Raw genomic sequence first — 18292 nt, 5'->3', positions numbered from 1 at the left:
ACGACAAGAAAACTTTTGTAATGCTACTCAGGAAGACCAAAATGTTAAAGTTTATCATTTAACATTTAGCAATCATTTTATTTTATACTTTAGTGGTGTAAGGTATTCAAATAAATGTTTAATATTTTAGTAAAGCCAAGCCTAGTGCTTGGCTTTTTAGTATCTATTAGTTTGTGATTTCTAAATCCCTATTCTGCAACTAAGCGAATTTCTTCAATGCTAAATGCACAATAGTCCCTGCCTCAATATCAAAAGGATGATCAAAAAACAACGCTCTCTTCCTGAAAGCAGCCTTAATCATATAACCATCTCCCTTAAAATAAGAATCCTTAACCTCAACCTCCAAAACACCTTTAGTTGCAGAAACCATTAATTGATGAGGATACATCAACAATATCTCATCCTCCTCAACATTCTCCATAAAATCGGAAACCCATAATTGATTTACCTCTCCAAATAAAGAAGCAATATACTTACTCTCAGGATTCTCATACAATTCCTTAGAATTACCAGCTGCGATAATACGCCCCTCTTGCATCACAACAGTTTCATCAGCAAAACCAAGAGCATCCACACAATCGTGCGTAGCAACAATACAACTAATCCCCTTCGCTTTTAAGTAAGCAAATAAATTACGTCTCAACGCACTACGTCTAAAATTGTCAATATGACTAAAAGGTTCATCCAACAACAACAATTCAGGCTCAGCAGCCAATACCCTAGCCAAAGCCACACGCTGTTGCTGACCTCCGCTCAAGAACTTCGTTTTAACAGACGCAAAAGCCCCCATCTCAACCAAATCCATCAACTCCTCAACACGAGCTTGTTTTTTAGCCAAATTAGAATTCGACAAAAACTTTCCTACATTTTCAGCGACCGTAGTATTAGGCTCTAAATCAAAATCTTGAGCCAAGTATTTCATCTCATCAACACCCGGAACCAAATTATAAGCAGGTCCTAAAACTCGCTTACCATTCCAACTAATCTCACCCTCCTTTAAATCATACAAGCCGTAAATAACCTTCAAAAGCGTGCTTTTCCCACAACCACTTTCTCCAAGTAAAGCCAGATGTTTACCACGTTCAAATTCTAGGTTAATTCCTTTTAAAACGGATGAATCCGTATAGCCAAAAATGGCATTTTCTATCTTGAGCATAATCCTATAAGTTCGAATCACAAATATAAATCTATAAAACCAAAAACCCCCTATAAACCAAAAACCTATTTCACTTTACAGCAAAATAGGTCTTTTAGAACTAATAATCCACCTAATAACAAAGTGAATTTCCTTTTAAATAGTATTATTATTTCGAAGCTAAATAACGCTCTGCATCTAAAGCAGCAATACACCCTGTTCCAGCAGCAGTAATAGCTTGACGATAATCTTTATCTTGAACATCCCCGCAAGCAAACACTCCAGGAACATTAGTTTTAGTAGTTTTTCCTTCAGTAATCAAATATCCTGTATCATCCATTTCCAATTGACCTTTGAAAATAGCAGTATTAGGATCATGACCAATAGCAACAAAAAATCCAGTGGCAGGAATATCGCTCACTTCACCAGTAGTTTTGTTTTTAACACGAACACCAGTAACCAACTGACCATCTCCTAGAACCTCTTCCGTTTCCGTGTTCAATAGAATTTCAATATTTGGAGTATTGCGAACGCGCTCTTCCATAATTCTTGAAGCTCTGAAAGTTTCACTACGCACTAACATAGTAACCTTAGAACACAATTGAGATAAATAATGAGCTTCCTCACAAGCACTGTCACCAGCACCTACGATAACAACCTCTTGTTTCTTATAGAAAAAACCATCACAAACCGCACAAGCAGAAACCCCACCACCTTGTTGTAGATAATGTTGTTCAGACGGTAAACCTAAATATCTAGCCGTAGCACCAGTACTAATAATAACAGTATCAGCATGAATTTCAGTAGTCTCATTAACCCAAACCTTCTTTACATCACCAGACAAATCCACTTTAGTAACCCAACCATCACGTACATCAGTACCAAAACGTTGAGCCTGAGCTTGAAGTTGCATCATCATTTCCGGTCCAGTAATACCCTCAGGATAACCAGGAAAGTTCTCTACATCATTAGTAGTAGTTAACTGACCACCAGGTTGCATACCTTGGTATAAAATGGGACTCATATTAGCTCTTGCAGCATAAATAGCAGCTGTATACCCAGCAGGACCTGATCCGATAATCAAGCATTTAGTTCTTTCTATAGTTGACATAATTAAAATTCTTTTTTTATTGGCACAAAAATACCGTTTTTATTTGTGGTAGGTCCAAAAGTAACATCAAAAATAGAAATACCAAAATAATTAATATTTATCACACCTAAAGTTTGGTATTACAAAAAGCTTTTCTATATTTGCACTCGCAATCGGGAATCAAACGGGGTGTAGCGTAGCCCGGTCATCGCGCCTGGTTTGGGACCAGGAGGTCGCAGGTTCGAATCCTGCCACCCCGACACAAAAGCTCTAACGAAAGTTAGGGCTTTTTTTGTGTTTATAACTGAACCAAGCTTGCTTGTGTGAAAGTTTAAAAAACAAAAAAACATAGGCACGAAGTGGCGATGAAGCTTTTGTATTCATCCCCCCCACTCAGGAAGACCGACATCAGGAGGTCAATCCTGCCACCCCGACACAAAAGCTCTAACGAAAGTTAGGGCTTTTTTTATGCACTATAACGAGTCAAGTTCACTTGAGCGAGTGTAAAGAGTATAAAAAAACATAGACACGAAGTGGCGATGAAGCTTTTGTAGTCACCTCCCCACTCAGGAAGACCGACATCAGGAGGTCAACCCTGCCACCCCGACACAAAAGCTCTAACGAAAGTTAGGGCTTTTTTTATGCACTATAACGAGTCAAGTTCACTTGAGCGAGTGTAAAGAGTATAAAAAACATAGACACGAAGTGGCGATGATGCTTTTGTATTCACTCCCCCACTCAGGAAGACCGACATCAGGAGGTCAACCCTGCCACCCCGACACAAAAGCTCTAACGAAAGTTAGGGCTTTTTTTGTGTTTATAACTGAACCAAGCTTGCTTGTGTGAAAGTTTAAAAAACAAAAAAAAACATAGACACGAAGTGGCGATGAAGCTTTTGTATTCATCCCTCCCACTCAGGAAGACCGACATCAGGAGGTCAACCCTGCCACCTAACCCTAGTCATTGAGGACCTGATCCGCAATCTTATAGAAAACAAAAACTCGAAGTCACAATAAAACTTTTGTATTCACCACCCCACTCAGGAAGACGAGTAGACTATTGAAGGATGACCTGATGAAAAGAAAAGAATTCCTGATTTTTTACAATTCTTGAAATAATTATGGTTCTAATTTAGCTAAACTAAAATCATAATTTAAAATGAAACACAAACCATATAAAATTTTTGCACCCTTAATATTTAAGGAAAGAAGTTGTCCTATATATTAATTCACTGAAGCCCCCAGAGAACAGAACGATAAATATCGCTAAAGCCATATGTTTTCTACATGGAAAAAATAAATTTATTGGTCGAGATAAACTAAATAATAAATATAGAGAATGAACATTCGAAAAGAGGAGAGTAAAGATTATAATGAAGTATTCAAGCTAATTGAGAATGCTTTCATGGGTGAACAATTCACTGATCACCAAGAACAGTTTTTAGTTGAAAGATTAAGAAATTCTGAATCATTCATACCTGAGTTATCTTTAGTAGCTGAAGTCGACAAACAGATCGTTGGATATGTTTTACTGACCAAAATTAAAATTATAGATAATAATTTAAAAGAAACATCCTCCTTAGCTTTAGCTCCTGTGGCTGTATTGAAAAATTTTCAAGGTAAGGGAATCGGATCTGATCTGATAAGGAAGGCACATGAAGTAGCCAAAAGCTTAAATTATGGATCTATAATCTTATTAGGACATGAAAAATATTATCCCAAGTTCGGTTATAAAATGATCAAAAATTACGGGATAAAACTACCTTTCGATGTCCCTGATGAAAACTGTATGTTGATTGAATTGACTGAAAATGCTTTGGAAAATGTACATGGAATGGTTGAATATCCAAAAGAGTTTTATGGATAATTACCGCAATAGACGGTTTATAGTACAATGGAGGTGTTTTTAATACCTCCACTGTTTTAAATAGTGCTATTGCAAATCTGACTTGCGCTTTTTTACTTCTTCCAATATTTTCGCATTTTTTTTACCTTTCTTCCTTTTTTCATGTTCTGAAATAGTGAAGTGTGATGCTTCATTTTGAAGTTTTAGATAGCTCTTGTAAACTTTAGTATCTAATACCCCGTTCTCTATTGCTTCTAATACAGCACAATCAGGTTCATCCAAATGCGTACAATTCTCAAACCGACAGTATACCGCAAAATCAGCAACATCAAATATATTTGATAATGTATCAGAATTGTCTGATACTAAACCAAATTCTCTAACACCAGGTGTATCTATTAAAACACCACTACCCTCCATAAGCACCATTTCTCTCCGAGTCGAGGTATGTCGTCCCTTACCTGATGATTTACTTATCTCAGATGTGGAAAATACTGTCCGTTTACACAGTGCATTGATCAAAGAACTTTTTCCGACTCCAGATGATCCTACAAATACAATCGATTCTCCCTGCTTGATAAATTTTTGCACAGGAAGTATTGTTTCAGGAGAGAGAGTGCTTGTGAAAAATATTGGCATTTGATGTCCAATATGTTTCAGCGATTCCTCTACTTCGTGGCGATTAAACTCCAAATCAGATTTATTGAGGATCAATATCGGCTGAATATTTTCTTCTACTGCCTGAACCATAAAACGTTCCGTTCGGCGGACGCTGAAATTGGCATCAAGGCTTTGTACGATAAATGCCTTGTCAACATGAGATGCTATAGCCTGCCTGTCAGATTGTGTACCACTCTTTCTTCGGTATAATGTATGCTTGCGCGGTAAAATATCAACGATTATCCCTTTGTTGTCGTCAAAAGTTTGAAAGATGACCCAATCGCCTGTACACGGAAGTTCAAATGATGACTTTCCATAAAGCACATTCCCTGCCAGTTCGCACAACAACCGACCACTCTGGGCAATGACCTCATAATTGGTTTTGTTTACTGCGGCAACACGACCATGAAAAAGATGTTTGTATTGTGAAGCTTGTTTGAGTTGGAACAAGGTATCGTTCCAACCATATAATGATAAGTTATTCACTGCTTAATAATTTAAAATGATGAAATAAAATTACTTAATTCTCTGTCATCCGAATAGTTTGTTCCATACCAACCACCTTTGGTAATACGTGTACTACCAAACTGATGATTTTAGAAACAAGACACCCGGAATTAGGCAATCATTTCAATCGTCAAACTATAATATGTGAATAGTTGTTTCTGCATAAGGCATAAAGATATTAAAAATTCTAATTCAATACTTTTTTTATCTACTGACTGTTTCTTTATACAGCTTTTTTGTTCCAATGAACTGCGACAATCTAAACTAAAGCAAATGAACGTATAGATAGGACGAGAGAAAGAAGACCGACATCAGGTGGTCAACCCTGCCACACACTCCTAATCTTCCCCTAGTCATTGCGGGCTAGACACGCAATCCCATAGAAAACAAAAATGCAAATTAACAATCAAGATACATTAGTCGAGCATTTTGTATATTCATACAATTATTTAGAACACTATTTAATCAAGTTATCATCAAATAAAATCATATGAAATCAGTCTACTACATTTTATTCACTGGAATTATGTTCCTTACAGGTTATTCAAACACTATACAACCCGTTGACTCAATTCCAGAACACGAAACCTTTACAATTCAATCTAAACAAGTAGGAGAAAAAAGAGTCATTAATGTATGGACACCTTCAAATTATAAAAAAAGTTCTGATTTATTACCAGTTATATATATGGCAGACGGTGGAATAAAAGAAGATTTCCCTCATATTGCAAATACTTTAGACAAGCTCATTAAAGAAAAAAAAATCAAACCGATCATTCTTGTTGGAATTGAGAACACACAAAGAAGAAAAGATTTAACAGGATTTACAGACGTAATAGAAGACAAAGAAATAGCACCTATAGTAGGTGAATCAGAAAAATTCAGAGCTTTCATAAAAGAAGAACTTTTCTCTGAAATAAATAAACGATACAGAACAACAAACGAAAAAAGTCTTATTGGGGAATCATTATCGGGTCTTTTTGTTATGGAGACATTTTTTCTAACACCTGAAATGTTTGATAATTATATAGCCTTTGACCCCTCTTTATGGTGGAACAATCAATATTTAGTAAAAACAGCAAGAGAACATTTGACACAACTATCAGCAGATGAAAAACGAATTTGGTTTACAAGCTCAAATACCACTGAAATATCCACTTATACCAAAGAATTAGCAAACATCTTCAAGTCACAAAACCTACCAAATTTAACATGGACCTATTCGGACGAACCTGATGAAAATCACGCCACAATTTTCAGAGCTACAAAAGAAAAAGCCATTATTTGGACACTAAACAAAACTGAATAAAAACACTTCGATTCTCATAGCAGTTATATCAACAATCACTATGAATTAATAAAAATCCCTTAATGAGATCATATCCCTTTTTTCAGGGATAAGAGCATTGGCAATAAAATGTAATTTTGAAACCAAAATAGACAAGAAAACAAAATTACATCAAACTAATCATTGTTATGGATTTTATAGAATTAGAACAACTTTTTTATAAAGGAGAACTCGAACAATTAATTATTGAAGGAGAAAACTATCTAAAACAAAACCCAGAAGATACAGAAGTACTATTTCTAATGGCGACGGCATACCATGACCAAGTGTTTTATGACGGTCATGAAGCCATCTATGACTCAGTTAAACAATACACTATACCCTATTTACGCCGAATACTTGAAATAGAACCCAACCATCAAAAAACCCTTTATGAAATACTCTCCTATCCACTAACCAATCAACACAATTTGTGGAGCATTGCTCGACCGAAGCTCCATATAACAGAAGAAAACAAGCAAGAATTCATAGGATATGCAGAGAGTTTAAAACAACAAGAAGGCTTTGAAATTTATGGCTATAACTTTATAATAAATATATACGAAGGACTAGAGGACATTGAACACCAACTCTTAAATCTCGAAAAAGCCATCATTTTCAATGAAGACCACAACTCAAGTGAGCGAGAAACAAGAGATAAAAACACTTCCATATTCTTCATGAAGAAAATCGACTTATTAGAGCAATACAAAGGATTTGATAAGAAGGATTTAGTCATATTAATTGAAAAACAACTACCAAAATTCGTAAGTCAACACGAATCACAATACATACAATTAGCAGAAATAGCCTATAAACAAGGAGCTATAGACCTAGCTGTAAAAACACTAGTACAATTGTTAGACGCCAATCACAACTCAATCTATGTAATAGAAGAATTTTGCAAATGGCACAAAATCCTAACCAACCTTCTAAATCAAGGTTATAAATCAGCAGATGCTCAATATTTCCTACTTATGATTGAACGCAACTACTATGAAACACTAGAAGTAGCAGCAGACACTTATTACCATCATGCATTAGAATTAACAAAAAGTGATCATGAGCAATACTTTCCACATCATTTTGTAGGAACCTACCTATTTGAAAATGGAGAATATTCAAAAGCATACCCATACCTTGAGAAAGCAATACAACTAAATCCGATAGCAATTACCTATAGGAGATATGTGGAATGCGCTATGCATTTGAACTATGAACTACCTACATCATTACCAAAACTCAACAGTCACCCACTCGAATTATACGGCAGAGGAACCGAAATAGATGACCTGATACAAGAAATTGCACAATCAGAATCTAATCCAGCACTTATTAAAATACGAGAACAATTCTATCTACAAGCACACGAGGCTTTTGAAGCTTACTTTAATGAAGACCAATACTTTAGTCTTTACAACTGTGATCTTCATCAGTTTGCTATGAACTGTAACAACCTAGCCATTGCTTATATAGCTACAGCATCATTCACTAGAGCTGCAAAAATAGCAGAATTAGGATTAACCTATTCTAACTTTTGGGAAATACATTCAACACTAATTGAAGCCCTTATCAAAGACGAAAACTTTGAAGAAGCAAAACATGCGTTAAATCGCTATTTTTCATACTATAACACAGAAGACATTCCCTGCATAAAGCACCTAATTTTCGAAGGAAATCGAATAACAGTAGATTATCACCTAAACTTAGATGAAGACATCTATAATAGCGCAGAAAAACAATTAGAACAAATATATGACTATGCTGAAGCACATCCTGAACTAGAAGAATATGATTTACGTGATTTAGAAGCAGCCAAATCAATTATACAAACTGTGATTTACAATATACTTGAACAAGAGTCAGACATATTCAAAAAAGAGATTTATGAAAAAAAAGCACTAAAATATTCTAGTGAATCGAATCCGCAATACATGCTTATGCAAATCTATCACGATTTAGAAATGTACGCAGCCTGTAATAAAGCAGCGCAACAATATCTCAAAAACAAACCCGAATTTCTACTAAACGACTTCGACCAAGCTAAGTCAATACACTTGATTATGAAATCACATTTAATGTGTGAAGAATACGAAGAAGCTTCTAACATGTTTAATGACTATAACCAAATGATGCAAGAAGTTCTCTCGGGAAGTGATTTAATTACTTGGTTGTTGAGAGCCATTAAAGTTAAAAGTAAAGTAGAACAACATAATGATGTAATCCAAATTGGAAACCAAATAAAAACCATCTACAACGAGGAGAATTGGGATTATGACAACGATTTAGAAACCGTAACACTAACACTCGCAGAAACCTATTACAACCAAGGAGATCTCAAAACAGCACACCAACTTCTAGATGCAGTTTTAGCTTATTCAGACGCAGATCCACAAGCACATATTCTCAAGAAAAAATGGAAAAAACCAAGTTTTCTATCAAAAATAGGATTTTAAAAATAACACTTAATTACCCCGTTGTCTTTTTCATAGAGCACAATGCTCTATGCTTAAGGCAATAATCAAACTACAACTACCAACCAAAACAACTCGGAAATGGCACACCGCATTTATATCTATAACGTAAATACCTCATTAACCGAAATCCATCCAACCTACTTAGGTGAATGGAATTATGTCATTTCACCACTCCTACTTCCACTATTCGGAATTAATCTTCACTCTAAAAGAACACAGTTATATGCAAATCGGCAAGGTGGAATAGAACTATTGAGAAAATTCTATAACTTATTAGTCGATGAATATCATTTACAAGAAAATTTGAAATTCGAACAAGCTACACATAAAATGTTTGAATTTTTAGATGACCTACCATTTGAAAACTTTCAAATTGACGGAACAGATGTTTTCAATATGAATGAAGAAAGTAATAATAGTCAATGCAAAACCTGGAAGTTAGAAATTCAAGAACAAATACAGTTATATCTACTAGCCATTGAAACTAAAAACTTAGCTGTATTACACCCCCTACTAGAAACATTCGGATACACGTCCTTTCTAGATCTATTACAAACCGACTGGGTAGAATACGGATTGGGATATTGGAATCCAGATACTTATAAATACCACTACGTAGAAACCTTTCAAGAAAATAATCTATACGGACTCAAAAACTCGAATGGAGAAACTATCCTACCCCCAACCTATGCACAAATTGAGACATTCGACCAAGGCATTGCATGCGTTGAAAAAAACAATAAATTCGGATTCATAAACACCTTAGGAAAAGAAATAGTACCCTGCATATATGACAACATACAATCACCATTTGACATATATGAAATAACTCCAACAACAGACGATACATTGGAGTTTCAAAAAGCAAGTATCGTAACCACTCAAAACAAACAAGGACTAGTAGCAATCGAAAAAAATCAGTTGCTAATCCCAACCCAATACGAAGAATTGAACCACATTTTCGCAAACTACTTTAACGCAAGAAAAAACGGGACATATAGAATCATAAATAGTGCGAAAGAAACAACATTCGACATTGAAAGCGAAACTCCATTTCAATTTGAATACGTCAACCTCTTCTTCACATCACAAAAAAACACTGCTAAACGTAACTATTATAATGATAATGGAGTTCTTTTAGGTGAATATTTTGAAAATGAATTACATCAACTACCCAATAACTATTTCTACCTAAAACCTTTTAAACCACTAAAAGAAATCACAATCATTAACCCAAGAGGTGAAAAACTAGAAACTGAAATAAACCAAATTATTACCCTATCCAACTACCAAACACTTGCTTATAACAAAGCCGAGAAATGGTACCTATACGATTGCGTAAAACAACAATACTTACTCGAAAACACAGAGATTCAAAAAGTCAACATAGATTACTTATCCAATTACTTTCAAAACCTCTACATTCTAAAAACCAAAAATGGAAATGGGATATACGACGCATCACAAAACAATTGGTTACTACCTCCCAATCTAGAATATCTTAAAATAGCACATCTACGAAAACAATTTCTAAAAATAAAAGTAAACCAAGGAATGTATTACTGGGATGGCTCAACACAACAACTAAGTCCACTATATAACTATATATCAGAAGCAATAAATTTTGAAGAAGTCGAACTCCTACTATACGCAGAAGACACTTTGTATTATCTTGATGAAGAAGCAAAAATAGAAAAAGCAACCCCAGCTCAAATAGGACAATTCAATAACAACAAAGAATACCTAGACAAATCCGATCAAGAACAATTCAAAAACTTCTATGGAAAATGGAAAAAACAAATCGGACAAGAATATCTCAATCATTTTGACAACGATACCCTATACCAACTTGGATTAAATTTACTGCGTGAAGACAATACCGAAGAAGCAATAGAAGTCTTCAAGATAGGAGCTAATCGCAACCACTCAGAAATGATGACGGAACTAGGAATTATTTATACCAATGAAGAAGAACCACAAATAAACCTAGACTTAGGGCTCCAATTATTTGAAAGAGCAACAGCTTTAAAATCAAAAGTAGCAAGCAATAATTTAGGCTATCACTATCAAAATGGAATAGGACGTAAGCAAGACATTAAAAAGGCAATAGAAGCCTATCAAAACGCGGGACAATGGGGTAATGGTTTAGGCTTTGGAAACCTAGGTGACCTATACTACTATGGAGAACATGTAGATCAAGACTATGAAAAAGCATTAGACTATTATCTAAAAGCGCAAAAACTAAAATACTTCTATTCAGAACAACTCACGGACATCTATTTTCAAAAAGAAGAGTACACGAAAGCAGTATCCCTACTGAAAAAAGACTACGACAAAGAATTCTCACCTATCTATTATGGCATCATGTATGAACGAGGATTAGGTGGTTTAAAGGAAAATATAACAAAAGCAATAAATCACTACGAGAAAGCACTTACAATTAATAACTATCCTTATGCAGTACAACAACTGCTCTTTCATTACCGTCCCGATAGCGAATATCAAAACACTCAACAATTTGAAAAATGGATAAACTATGCTGAAGAAAACGAAATAGAACTAGACTATGAGCAATTGGGGATAAACAAAACAGAACAAAAAACTAAAAAATCGTTACTCAACAAACTATTTAAGAAGAAAGATAAATAACAACATGGAGAAGACCATGTAAAAAAAATGAGAGATTAAACCATTGTAACAAAACAAAAGTTTAATCTCTCATGCCTCTACTTGATGTAATTTATTCAATACATCGAAGAAAAATTATAGAATTAAAATCTATTCTCCTCGTTTAGACTTTCTATATAAATGCTTGATGTAGATATTACGTTTAGCAAAGCGATTTAAATTACCACTATTCAACATTTTCATATACATCTTTTTATCAATACCGAAATACTCATAAGTATTACCATCCAAATAAGTGATTTCTAGAACCAAACCTTTGTGCTGTAGATAATCAATACCAACTTCATTAATAGTACTAGTATATTCCTCTAAATTAGCAGCAATAGTTTCCGGCGCAATACTAATCAAAAAATGATAACCATCAATAATCCTGCGGCTATTAAGTTCAGCTTCTTCCTTTAATGCATCTCCATCTTGAAACTTGTCAGGGTGCCATTCCTTAACCAAATCTCTATAGGTTGTTTTTAAACTCTTTAAATCAATCTCATTCACAACCCCGAAGAGTTTTTTGTATTCGTTAATACGTTTCATAAACTTGCTTTTTTGCGGCCACAAAATTACGTTATATATTTAGAACTAAAGCTATTATTATGAATCATATTACATTAGGTTTTATAAATCTTCCATACACTATAAAAAATCTAAATAATGCTGTTTAAACACCTGTAATATCAAAAGGATTAAAAAATACAGTCAATTTCTCCTAGACAAAACAATATAAACACTAAGTAACAATCGAACTATTGCTACCTTTGACCAATTAAAAATGCGGTTTTTAATATCCTTATACTAAATAACAGTCCTATAAAAATCAAGTACACCACTTCAACACAAATAAAAATGAAAAAGTTAGTCGTATTATCCATTATAATAACAATGTGTATTTCAAATAAAGCAAAAGCTCAAACCATTGAGAACTTACGCGATAACATAGAAGCGATAACGAAATCAAAAAATGCAATAGTTGGATTAGCTATACAAGGAACGAATCCAGAAGATACTTTAAGCATTCGTGGCACAGAACACTTTCCAATGCAAAGCGTATTCAAATTTCCCATAGCACTAACCATGTTATCAGAAATAGATAAAGGAAACTTCTCTCTGGACCAAAAAATAACTATATCTAAAAACGAACTTTTACCAACCCTTTGGAGTCCACTAAGAGAGGAATACCCCGAGGGAGGAATCTTAAGCATAGCTAATATTTTGAGATATACAGTCATGTCTAGCGACAATGTTGGTTGTGACGTTTTATTAAGAAAACTGGGAGGTCCAATAGCTGTCGAAAACTATTTTCATAAAAGGGGATTCAATGATTTTGAAGTTAAAATTAATGAAGAAACCATGCAAAACAATTGGGATATGCAATTCTTAAATTGGACAACTCCAAAAGAAGCAAATAACATCCTTAAAGCCTTTTATGAGAACAAAGAAAATCAGCTCTCTCATAAAAACCATGAATTTATATGGAATATAATGAAAGAAACCGAAACAGGGAAAACCCGACTAAAAGGTCAATTGCCAAAAGGAACTCTCGTAGCACATAAAACAGGTTGGTCTGGAGTAAACGAAGAAACAGGTATTTCGGCTGCTGTAAATGATATTGGAATAGTTTTTCTTCCAAATGGAAACTACTTTTACATCAGTATTTTCATTACAAACTCAATAGAAGACACCGAAACAAATGAAAAAATAATTGCTGATATTGCAAAATCAGCTTGGGACTATTTTTCAAGCACAGAAAACTAAATCTAATTAGACTGGTCACTCATTCCAAGTATGAAAAAATTTAAAGCCAACAAAAAAGGATTCGTAGTCTATATAATCATAGCTGCATTATTACCATTGATTATTCTATTCATAGACAAAGAAGCAATTTTAGACAATTACTTCATATTAATTCCTGCACTCCTACCCGTATTACTTCTCATTTGGATATACCTAGATACACGCTATTATATAAAAAACAACCAATTATACTACAAATCAGCCTTCCTAAAAGGTAAAATAGACATTCACAAAATAGAAGAAATTATCATAGGTAAAACCCTATGGGTTGGAACCAAACCTGCACTAACTGGCAAAGGACTGATAATCAAATACAACAAATACGATGAGCTATACATCGCTCCAAAAAGCAACACCGAACTAGTAAATGAATTAGTATCTATTAACCCTAATATAAGATTAGTAGAATAACTACAAAACCTAAAAATACAATCAGCGAACTAGTTAAAAGAAACTATCATGCGGCATCAGACTGTTTCTTCTTTTTAACCTGTGCGATTCTTCCAGGACTCCCAAAAACAAAAAACAACTTATCCTTAAAAGATTTTGCCTGCTTTACATCCTCTAGCATATCTTCATACTCATGAAAATTCAAGTGCAAAGGATTCAATTTATTCTCCATTTTAGTCGTGATACCATAAGTAGGTTTTTCCTCCTCAATCTGATAAGTCCCCAAGAGTCTATCCCAAAAAATAAAAATAGCACCAAAGTTCTTATCTATATATTTCTCATCAGAACCATGATGAACCCTATGATTAGAAGGAGTAACAATAAACCTTTCAACAATAGGATGAAGCTTTCCAATATACTCAGTATGTTGCCAAAACTGAAAAAGAACAGAAATCTGATTTACAAGAAAAAAGACCACAGGATGAAAACCTAAAAAAGCAACAGGAAGAAAAAATAAAATCTTGAAATGCTGAACCCAACTCAACCTAAAAGACACTGTCAAATTGTAATTATCAGCACTGTGATGAATCACATGAGTAGCCCAAAAGAAACGATTAAAATGAGAAATCCTATGAGCCCAATAGCTACAAAAGTCAAACATTAACAAACAAGGAATCATCGTCCACCAGTTTAGTTCCATCCTCCACGGTACTAAATTATAAATGTAAATCGACCCATAAATCAAACCAACTTTGAAAAATAAATTAATTACAACATTACCCAGTCCCGCAAATAAAGACCCTAAACTTTCTTTCGTATCGTAATTTCTTTTTTGAGAATGCCAAGAATACCATATTTCAAGGAGTGTAAAAAAAGCCATGAGAGGAATAGCATATACTATCAAATCACCTGATTGTTGTTCTAGTCTATCAATATCTTCATAAGGAATGGGTTGTGCGCCAAATAATCTATGCATAAATAATATTTTGGATTAATAATTACAACGACCTTTTTACTAGAAAATTTCAATTACTGATATAATATTAATGTTAAATGATGTCATTAAATGAGAAAACAAACATCAAAAAACTAATTGACAAGAAATTAAAAACACAATTAATAACCTTTCCTACTGAATACTTCAACTACACATTTAACCAATTTATTCCAATGAAGAGGCAATCATGTTATTTAATTCATAAATAACGGCAATCATTAATAAATCTAAATAAGCGTATATACAAAAACATTATATTTGACTCTTAACCATAAATTAAACCTTAGATTATATGAAATGTCCAAGTTGTAATGAAACGCTACTAATGAGTGAAAAAAAAGGTATTGAAATCGATTACTGTCCAAGTTGCCGAGGCATATGGTTAGATCGTGGAGAACTTGAGAAAATCATTGAGCGTTCAACGGAACCCTATGAACAGAAAAACACATTTGAAAGAGGACACAATCAATCTTATGATAATAACTCTCACAAAAACACTCCTTACAAGAAAAAAAGTTCTTTTCTAAGCGATTTGTTCGACCTTTAGAATATAATAGCAAATCATATCAAAAGCCTTTCTTATTAAAAATAAGAAAGGCTTTTTTAATAAATACAATCAATAACTTTTATTCCCAAAAAATCGCAAAACCACAACAACCAAGAAAACTTTGATACAAAAAAAACACTGTTTGTTCCATAATTAAAGCCATTAACTACATGATCTATTTTTCAATACCTCATATAAGATAAGTTTGTAGGAAACCAAAAGTCTAACAAAAGAAGAAGTGTTATGAATCATATATCAATATGGAACCTTTCCAATAAAACTGATTTATTAACTAGAATAGGTATTAGAAAGAAAAAATCTAAAAAACTTAATGCTCCATTACTAATACATGAATATTGTGAGGGAATAGACTTGAACGGACAAAAAGTAAAATCTATATTATTCTCAACAGACTTAGCTCTAATAGAAAACAGTAATTGCGATGCTATCTTAGCAGTTTATCCATTTTCCCCTTCAGAGAAAATAATGGAAACCATCATAAAATTTAGCAACAAGCCAGTTATTTGTGGTGTAGGAGGTGGAGTAACACAAGGAGCGGTTTCTATACAAATGGCAGTTGAAGCAGAAAAACTAGGAGCTTGCGCTGTGATAGTAAATCAGCCGTTCAAAAATGAAGACATCAAAAAAATGAAACAACAAATAACCATTCCGATAATCTCAAGTATCAGCACAATGGATTTTGATTTTCAAAAGAGGATTGATTCAGGAGTAGATATATTCAATGTAACAGGAGGAAACCAAACAAACGAACTATTAAACCATTTGCGCAAAACCTATCCGAAAACACCCTGTATATCAACAGCAGGGCAATCTATAGAATCCTTAGATAAAACAATAAAAAGCAATGCGAGTGCCGTAGTATTAACACCCCCATCATCCTCACTCCTTTTTAAAGAAATTATGACGAAATATCGAACAAACATAAGATGGTTTGATAGGCTTTTTAAACGATAATTTATAACTACTAAATCCCTTTGCTTAATGATTACAATTTTTGCAAACTAAAAATTACTAAATTTACGAATCAACGAACTACCAAAGTAATTTTCTAAAAATGCACATACGTCGCTTAACACAACAAGACAAAACATCTCTACTAAAGACTTTCAATGACGCTTTTGCGGATTATATAGTTCCATTCAAACTCAATGAAGAACAATTAGAATTCAAAATAACCCAAGAAAACATTCAATTAGAATGGTCAATAGGAGTATTTGAAGAAGAAAATCTTGTTGCTTTCATTATGCACGGTGTACGTGAAATAAACAGTAAAAAATCCATTTATAACGCAGGAACTGGGATAATACCCAAACATAGAGGACAAGGATTAATAGGTAAAATGTATGACTACATACTCCCATACTTAAAAGTAGAACAAGCAGAAAAAATAGTATTAGAAGTAATAGAAAATAATTTACCCGCAATTCGTTCTTACGAAAAAAACGGATTTGTAGTAAATCGAAAATTATTGTGTTTTGGCGGAGAAATCAAAACTCAAGCAAGCACTAATCCCATAAAAATCGAAGAAATGAAAACCCTTCCATGGGATGTACTTCAAACCTTTTGGGATGTAATACCAAGTTGGCAGAATGACAACCAAAGTATGGAAACTGTAAAACAAGAAGCATTTGGATCGTTTGTCAATGACGAACTAGTTGGATATATTATATTCAATAGTAAAGGCAAAAAGATATCTCAAATAGCAGTAGCCCCAAATTTCAGAAGAAGAGGAATAGGAACACAACTAATGGAACAAGTTGGAAAAAGATTATTAAAAGAAGAAGCGAGAATAAACAATATAGACGAACGAGCACAAAATGTAAAACTATTCTTCGAAAAGCAAGGACTCGTTAATAGAATCAACCAATATGAGATGATTAAGGTTTTATAAATACATAATAAACCTAAAACTAACTGTCATTCAGAATCATAAAAAAGCCTTTCCTAGATAATAGGAAAGGCTTTTAATTAATAAAAACTAAAGAATAAACTAAAGTCTCATACTTCATTAGTAAGAAAAGAAGTCTATTGTATAATTATTGTTTAGCAACAATGTTTAATTCCATATCTACTTCTTGCGAAATCATCCAGTCTTTAGCATCACCTTCAGTACCGTAAGTCAATCCCCAATCTTGTCTATTGATAGTGAAGTTTGATTGTAAGCTAACTTCATTCTCAGAAACAGCTACTTTCGCAGGGAAACTAACATTTACAGTTTTATCTTTAATAGTAAGATTACCGCTAATTACATTAGTAGCACCCTCTAAAACACTTTTCTCAGTAGCAGCATCAAAAGCTTTTACTTCTGTAATTTCAAACTTAGCAGTAGGGTATTTTTCAACTTCAAAGAAATCAGCATTTTTCAAATGCCCGTCTAAATCAGCAGCAGTTTTCCCACCAGTAGTAATTGGATCAACAGAACTTTCGTCAGTCGCAATTGAATTCATATCAATAGTGAATGAACCTCCAGTAATAGCAGCATTTTCAACAGAAACAACACCTTCTGTTTTAAGAGTACCAAATCTTGGATCAAAACCACCTTTATGGTAACCTTTCCAATTCACTGAACTAGTAGCAGTATCAACCGTATAAGTTGAACCTTTTTGTTCAGCAACTTGTTGTTCAGTTGCAACTTGAGCCTTATCTCCGTTAGATCCACCACATGAAGCTAATAATGCAGAAGCCATTACCGCTAAAATCAAAAATTTATTCATTGTACTTTAAATTAAAAATTAAGTGGTACAAATTTACTACACTTGTACTTTACAATTGCTATTAGTTTCCCTTTGGAAACTACTTTCCTCTTGGAAACTATATAGA

15 protein-coding genes and 1 tRNA gene are annotated in these 18292 nt (G+C 33.8%); 10 read left to right on the top strand and 6 right to left on the bottom strand.

Translation table 11 applies throughout. The features are described from left to right. Positions 1-199: 199 nt before the first annotated feature. Both BM024_RS05350 and trxB read right to left on the bottom strand, forming a co-directional pair. The gene (locus BM024_RS05350; protein ID WP_090678430.1) at positions 200-1156 is read right to left on the bottom strand and encodes an ABC transporter ATP-binding protein; all 957 of its coding nucleotides are present in this window, start codon (positions 1154-1156) and stop codon (positions 200-202) included. A gap of 148 nt (positions 1157-1304) precedes the next feature. Beyond that, positions 1305-2246, bottom strand: a complete 942-nt coding sequence (gene trxB / locus BM024_RS05345) for a thioredoxin-disulfide reductase (protein WP_090678429.1) — start codon at positions 2244-2246, stop codon at positions 1305-1307. A 164-nt stretch (positions 2247-2410) separates the two neighbouring features. On the opposite strand from trxB, the gene BM024_RS05340 reads away from it, so the two are divergent. Together BM024_RS05340 and BM024_RS05335 are read left to right on the top strand one after the other, a co-directional pair. Beyond that, positions 2411-2485: transfer RNA gene (locus tag BM024_RS05340), tRNA-Pro, on the top strand. Positions 2486-3563: 1078 nt separating this feature from the next. Beyond that, positions 3564-4091, top strand: a complete 528-nt coding sequence (locus BM024_RS05335) for a GNAT family N-acetyltransferase (protein ID WP_090678428.1) — start codon at positions 3564-3566, stop codon at positions 4089-4091. Between the two features lie 66 nt (positions 4092-4157). Here the strand turns inward: BM024_RS05335 and rsgA are convergent, their stop codons facing one another. Then, positions 4158-5216, bottom strand: coding sequence for a ribosome small subunit-dependent GTPase A (gene rsgA, locus BM024_RS05330; protein WP_090678427.1), 1059 nt, complete (start codon positions 5214-5216; stop codon positions 4158-4160). A 511-nt stretch (positions 5217-5727) separates the two neighbouring features. Here rsgA and BM024_RS05325 point away from each other — a divergent pair. From BM024_RS05325 to BM024_RS05315, 3 genes are all read left to right on the top strand, one after another. Next, a complete protein-coding gene (locus BM024_RS05325) occupies positions 5728-6546 on the top strand; it encodes an alpha/beta hydrolase (protein ID WP_090678426.1) in 819 nt (272 codons plus the stop codon). 167 nt (positions 6547-6713) lie between these two features. Further along, a complete protein-coding gene (locus BM024_RS05320; protein WP_090678425.1) occupies positions 6714-9020 on the top strand; it encodes a tetratricopeptide repeat protein in 2307 nt (768 codons plus the stop codon). Between the two features lie 99 nt (positions 9021-9119). Next, positions 9120-11690, top strand: coding sequence for an SEL1-like repeat protein (locus BM024_RS05315; RefSeq protein ID WP_090678424.1), 2571 nt, complete (start codon positions 9120-9122; stop codon positions 11688-11690). Between the two features lie 129 nt (positions 11691-11819). Here the strand turns inward: BM024_RS05315 and BM024_RS05310 are convergent, their stop codons facing one another. After that, positions 11820-12260 carry a KTSC domain-containing protein gene (locus BM024_RS05310; protein WP_090678423.1) on the bottom strand — a complete coding sequence of 147 codons (441 nt, stop codon included), beginning with the start codon at positions 12258-12260 and terminating at the stop codon, positions 11820-11822. Positions 12261-12569: 309 nt separating this feature from the next. Between BM024_RS05310 and bla the strand changes: the two genes are divergently transcribed. Then, complete coding sequence (bla, locus tag BM024_RS05305; protein WP_090678422.1) at positions 12570-13478, top strand: class A beta-lactamase, subclass A2; 909 nt, start codon at positions 12570-12572, stop codon at positions 13476-13478. Positions 13479-13508: 30 nt separating this feature from the next. Beyond that, entirely contained in the window at positions 13509-13928 is a 420-nt protein-coding gene (locus tag BM024_RS05300) for a PH domain-containing protein (RefSeq protein ID WP_090678421.1), read from the top strand. A gap of 46 nt (positions 13929-13974) precedes the next feature. Here BM024_RS05300 and BM024_RS05295 read toward each other — a convergent pair whose 3' ends face one another. Continuing rightward, positions 13975-14883, bottom strand: a complete 909-nt coding sequence (locus BM024_RS05295; RefSeq protein WP_090678420.1) for a sterol desaturase family protein — start codon at positions 14881-14883, stop codon at positions 13975-13977. A gap of 313 nt (positions 14884-15196) precedes the next feature. Between BM024_RS05295 and BM024_RS05290 the strand changes: the two genes are divergently transcribed. The 3 genes from BM024_RS05290 to BM024_RS05280 all read left to right on the top strand — a co-directional run bounded on the left by BM024_RS05290 (position 15197) and on the right by BM024_RS05280 (position 17363). Beyond that, positions 15197-15451 (top strand): TFIIB-type zinc ribbon-containing protein, encoded by a 255-nt coding sequence (locus tag BM024_RS05290; protein ID WP_090678419.1) that lies wholly within the window; start codon positions 15197-15199, stop codon positions 15449-15451. Positions 15452-15694: 243 nt separating this feature from the next. Then, complete coding sequence (locus tag BM024_RS05285) at positions 15695-16426, top strand: beta/alpha barrel domain-containing protein (protein WP_090678418.1); 732 nt, start codon at positions 15695-15697, stop codon at positions 16424-16426. Between the two features lie 100 nt (positions 16427-16526). Beyond that, a complete protein-coding gene (locus BM024_RS05280; protein WP_090678417.1) occupies positions 16527-17363 on the top strand; it encodes a GNAT family N-acetyltransferase in 837 nt (278 codons plus the stop codon). Between the two features lie 145 nt (positions 17364-17508). Here BM024_RS05280 and BM024_RS05275 read toward each other — a convergent pair whose 3' ends face one another. Further along, the gene (locus tag BM024_RS05275) at positions 17509-18186 is read right to left on the bottom strand and encodes a YceI family protein (RefSeq protein WP_090678416.1); all 678 of its coding nucleotides are present in this window, start codon (positions 18184-18186) and stop codon (positions 17509-17511) included. Positions 18187-18292 lie beyond the last annotated feature (106 nt).

This window comes from Myroides guanonis, from assembly GCF_900114085.1.
GTDB classification, from domain to species: Bacteria; Bacteroidota; Bacteroidia; order Flavobacteriales; family Flavobacteriaceae; genus Flavobacterium; species Flavobacterium guanonis.
This window is presented reverse-complemented; position numbering and strand designations above follow the sequence as displayed.

Bases quoted from the DNA above. Each gene is read 5' to 3' on its own strand.
- BM024_RS05350 (WP_090678430.1), bottom strand. From the start codon at position 1,156: ATGCTCAAGATAGAAAATGCCATTTTTGGCTATACGGATTCATCCGTT.
- trxB (WP_090678429.1), bottom strand. From the start codon at position 2,246: ATGTCAACTATAGAAAGAACTAAATGCTTGATTATCGGATCAGGTCCT.
- BM024_RS05335 (WP_090678428.1), top strand. From the start codon at position 3,564: ATGAACATTCGAAAAGAGGAGAGTAAAGATTATAATGAAGTATTCAAG.
- BM024_RS05325 (WP_090678426.1), top strand. From the start codon at position 5,728: ATGAAATCAGTCTACTACATTTTATTCACTGGAATTATGTTCCTTACA.
- BM024_RS05320 (WP_090678425.1), top strand. From the start codon at position 6,714: ATGGATTTTATAGAATTAGAACAACTTTTTTATAAAGGAGAACTCGAA.
- BM024_RS05315 (WP_090678424.1), top strand. From the start codon at position 9,120: ATGGCACACCGCATTTATATCTATAACGTAAATACCTCATTAACCGAA.
- BM024_RS05310 (WP_090678423.1), bottom strand. From the start codon at position 12,260: ATGAAACGTATTAACGAATACAAAAAACTCTTCGGGGTTGTGAATGAG.
- bla (WP_090678422.1), top strand. From the start codon at position 12,570: ATGAAAAAGTTAGTCGTATTATCCATTATAATAACAATGTGTATTTCA.
- BM024_RS05300 (WP_090678421.1), top strand. From the start codon at position 13,509: ATGAAAAAATTTAAAGCCAACAAAAAAGGATTCGTAGTCTATATAATC.
- BM024_RS05295 (WP_090678420.1), bottom strand. From the start codon at position 14,883: ATGCATAGATTATTTGGCGCACAACCCATTCCTTATGAAGATATTGAT.
- BM024_RS05290 (WP_090678419.1), top strand. From the start codon at position 15,197: ATGAAATGTCCAAGTTGTAATGAAACGCTACTAATGAGTGAAAAAAAA.
- BM024_RS05285 (WP_090678418.1), top strand. From the start codon at position 15,695: ATGAATCATATATCAATATGGAACCTTTCCAATAAAACTGATTTATTA.
- BM024_RS05280 (WP_090678417.1), top strand. From the start codon at position 16,527: ATGCACATACGTCGCTTAACACAACAAGACAAAACATCTCTACTAAAG.
- BM024_RS05275 (WP_090678416.1), bottom strand. From the start codon at position 18,186: ATGAATAAATTTTTGATTTTAGCGGTAATGGCTTCTGCATTATTAGCT.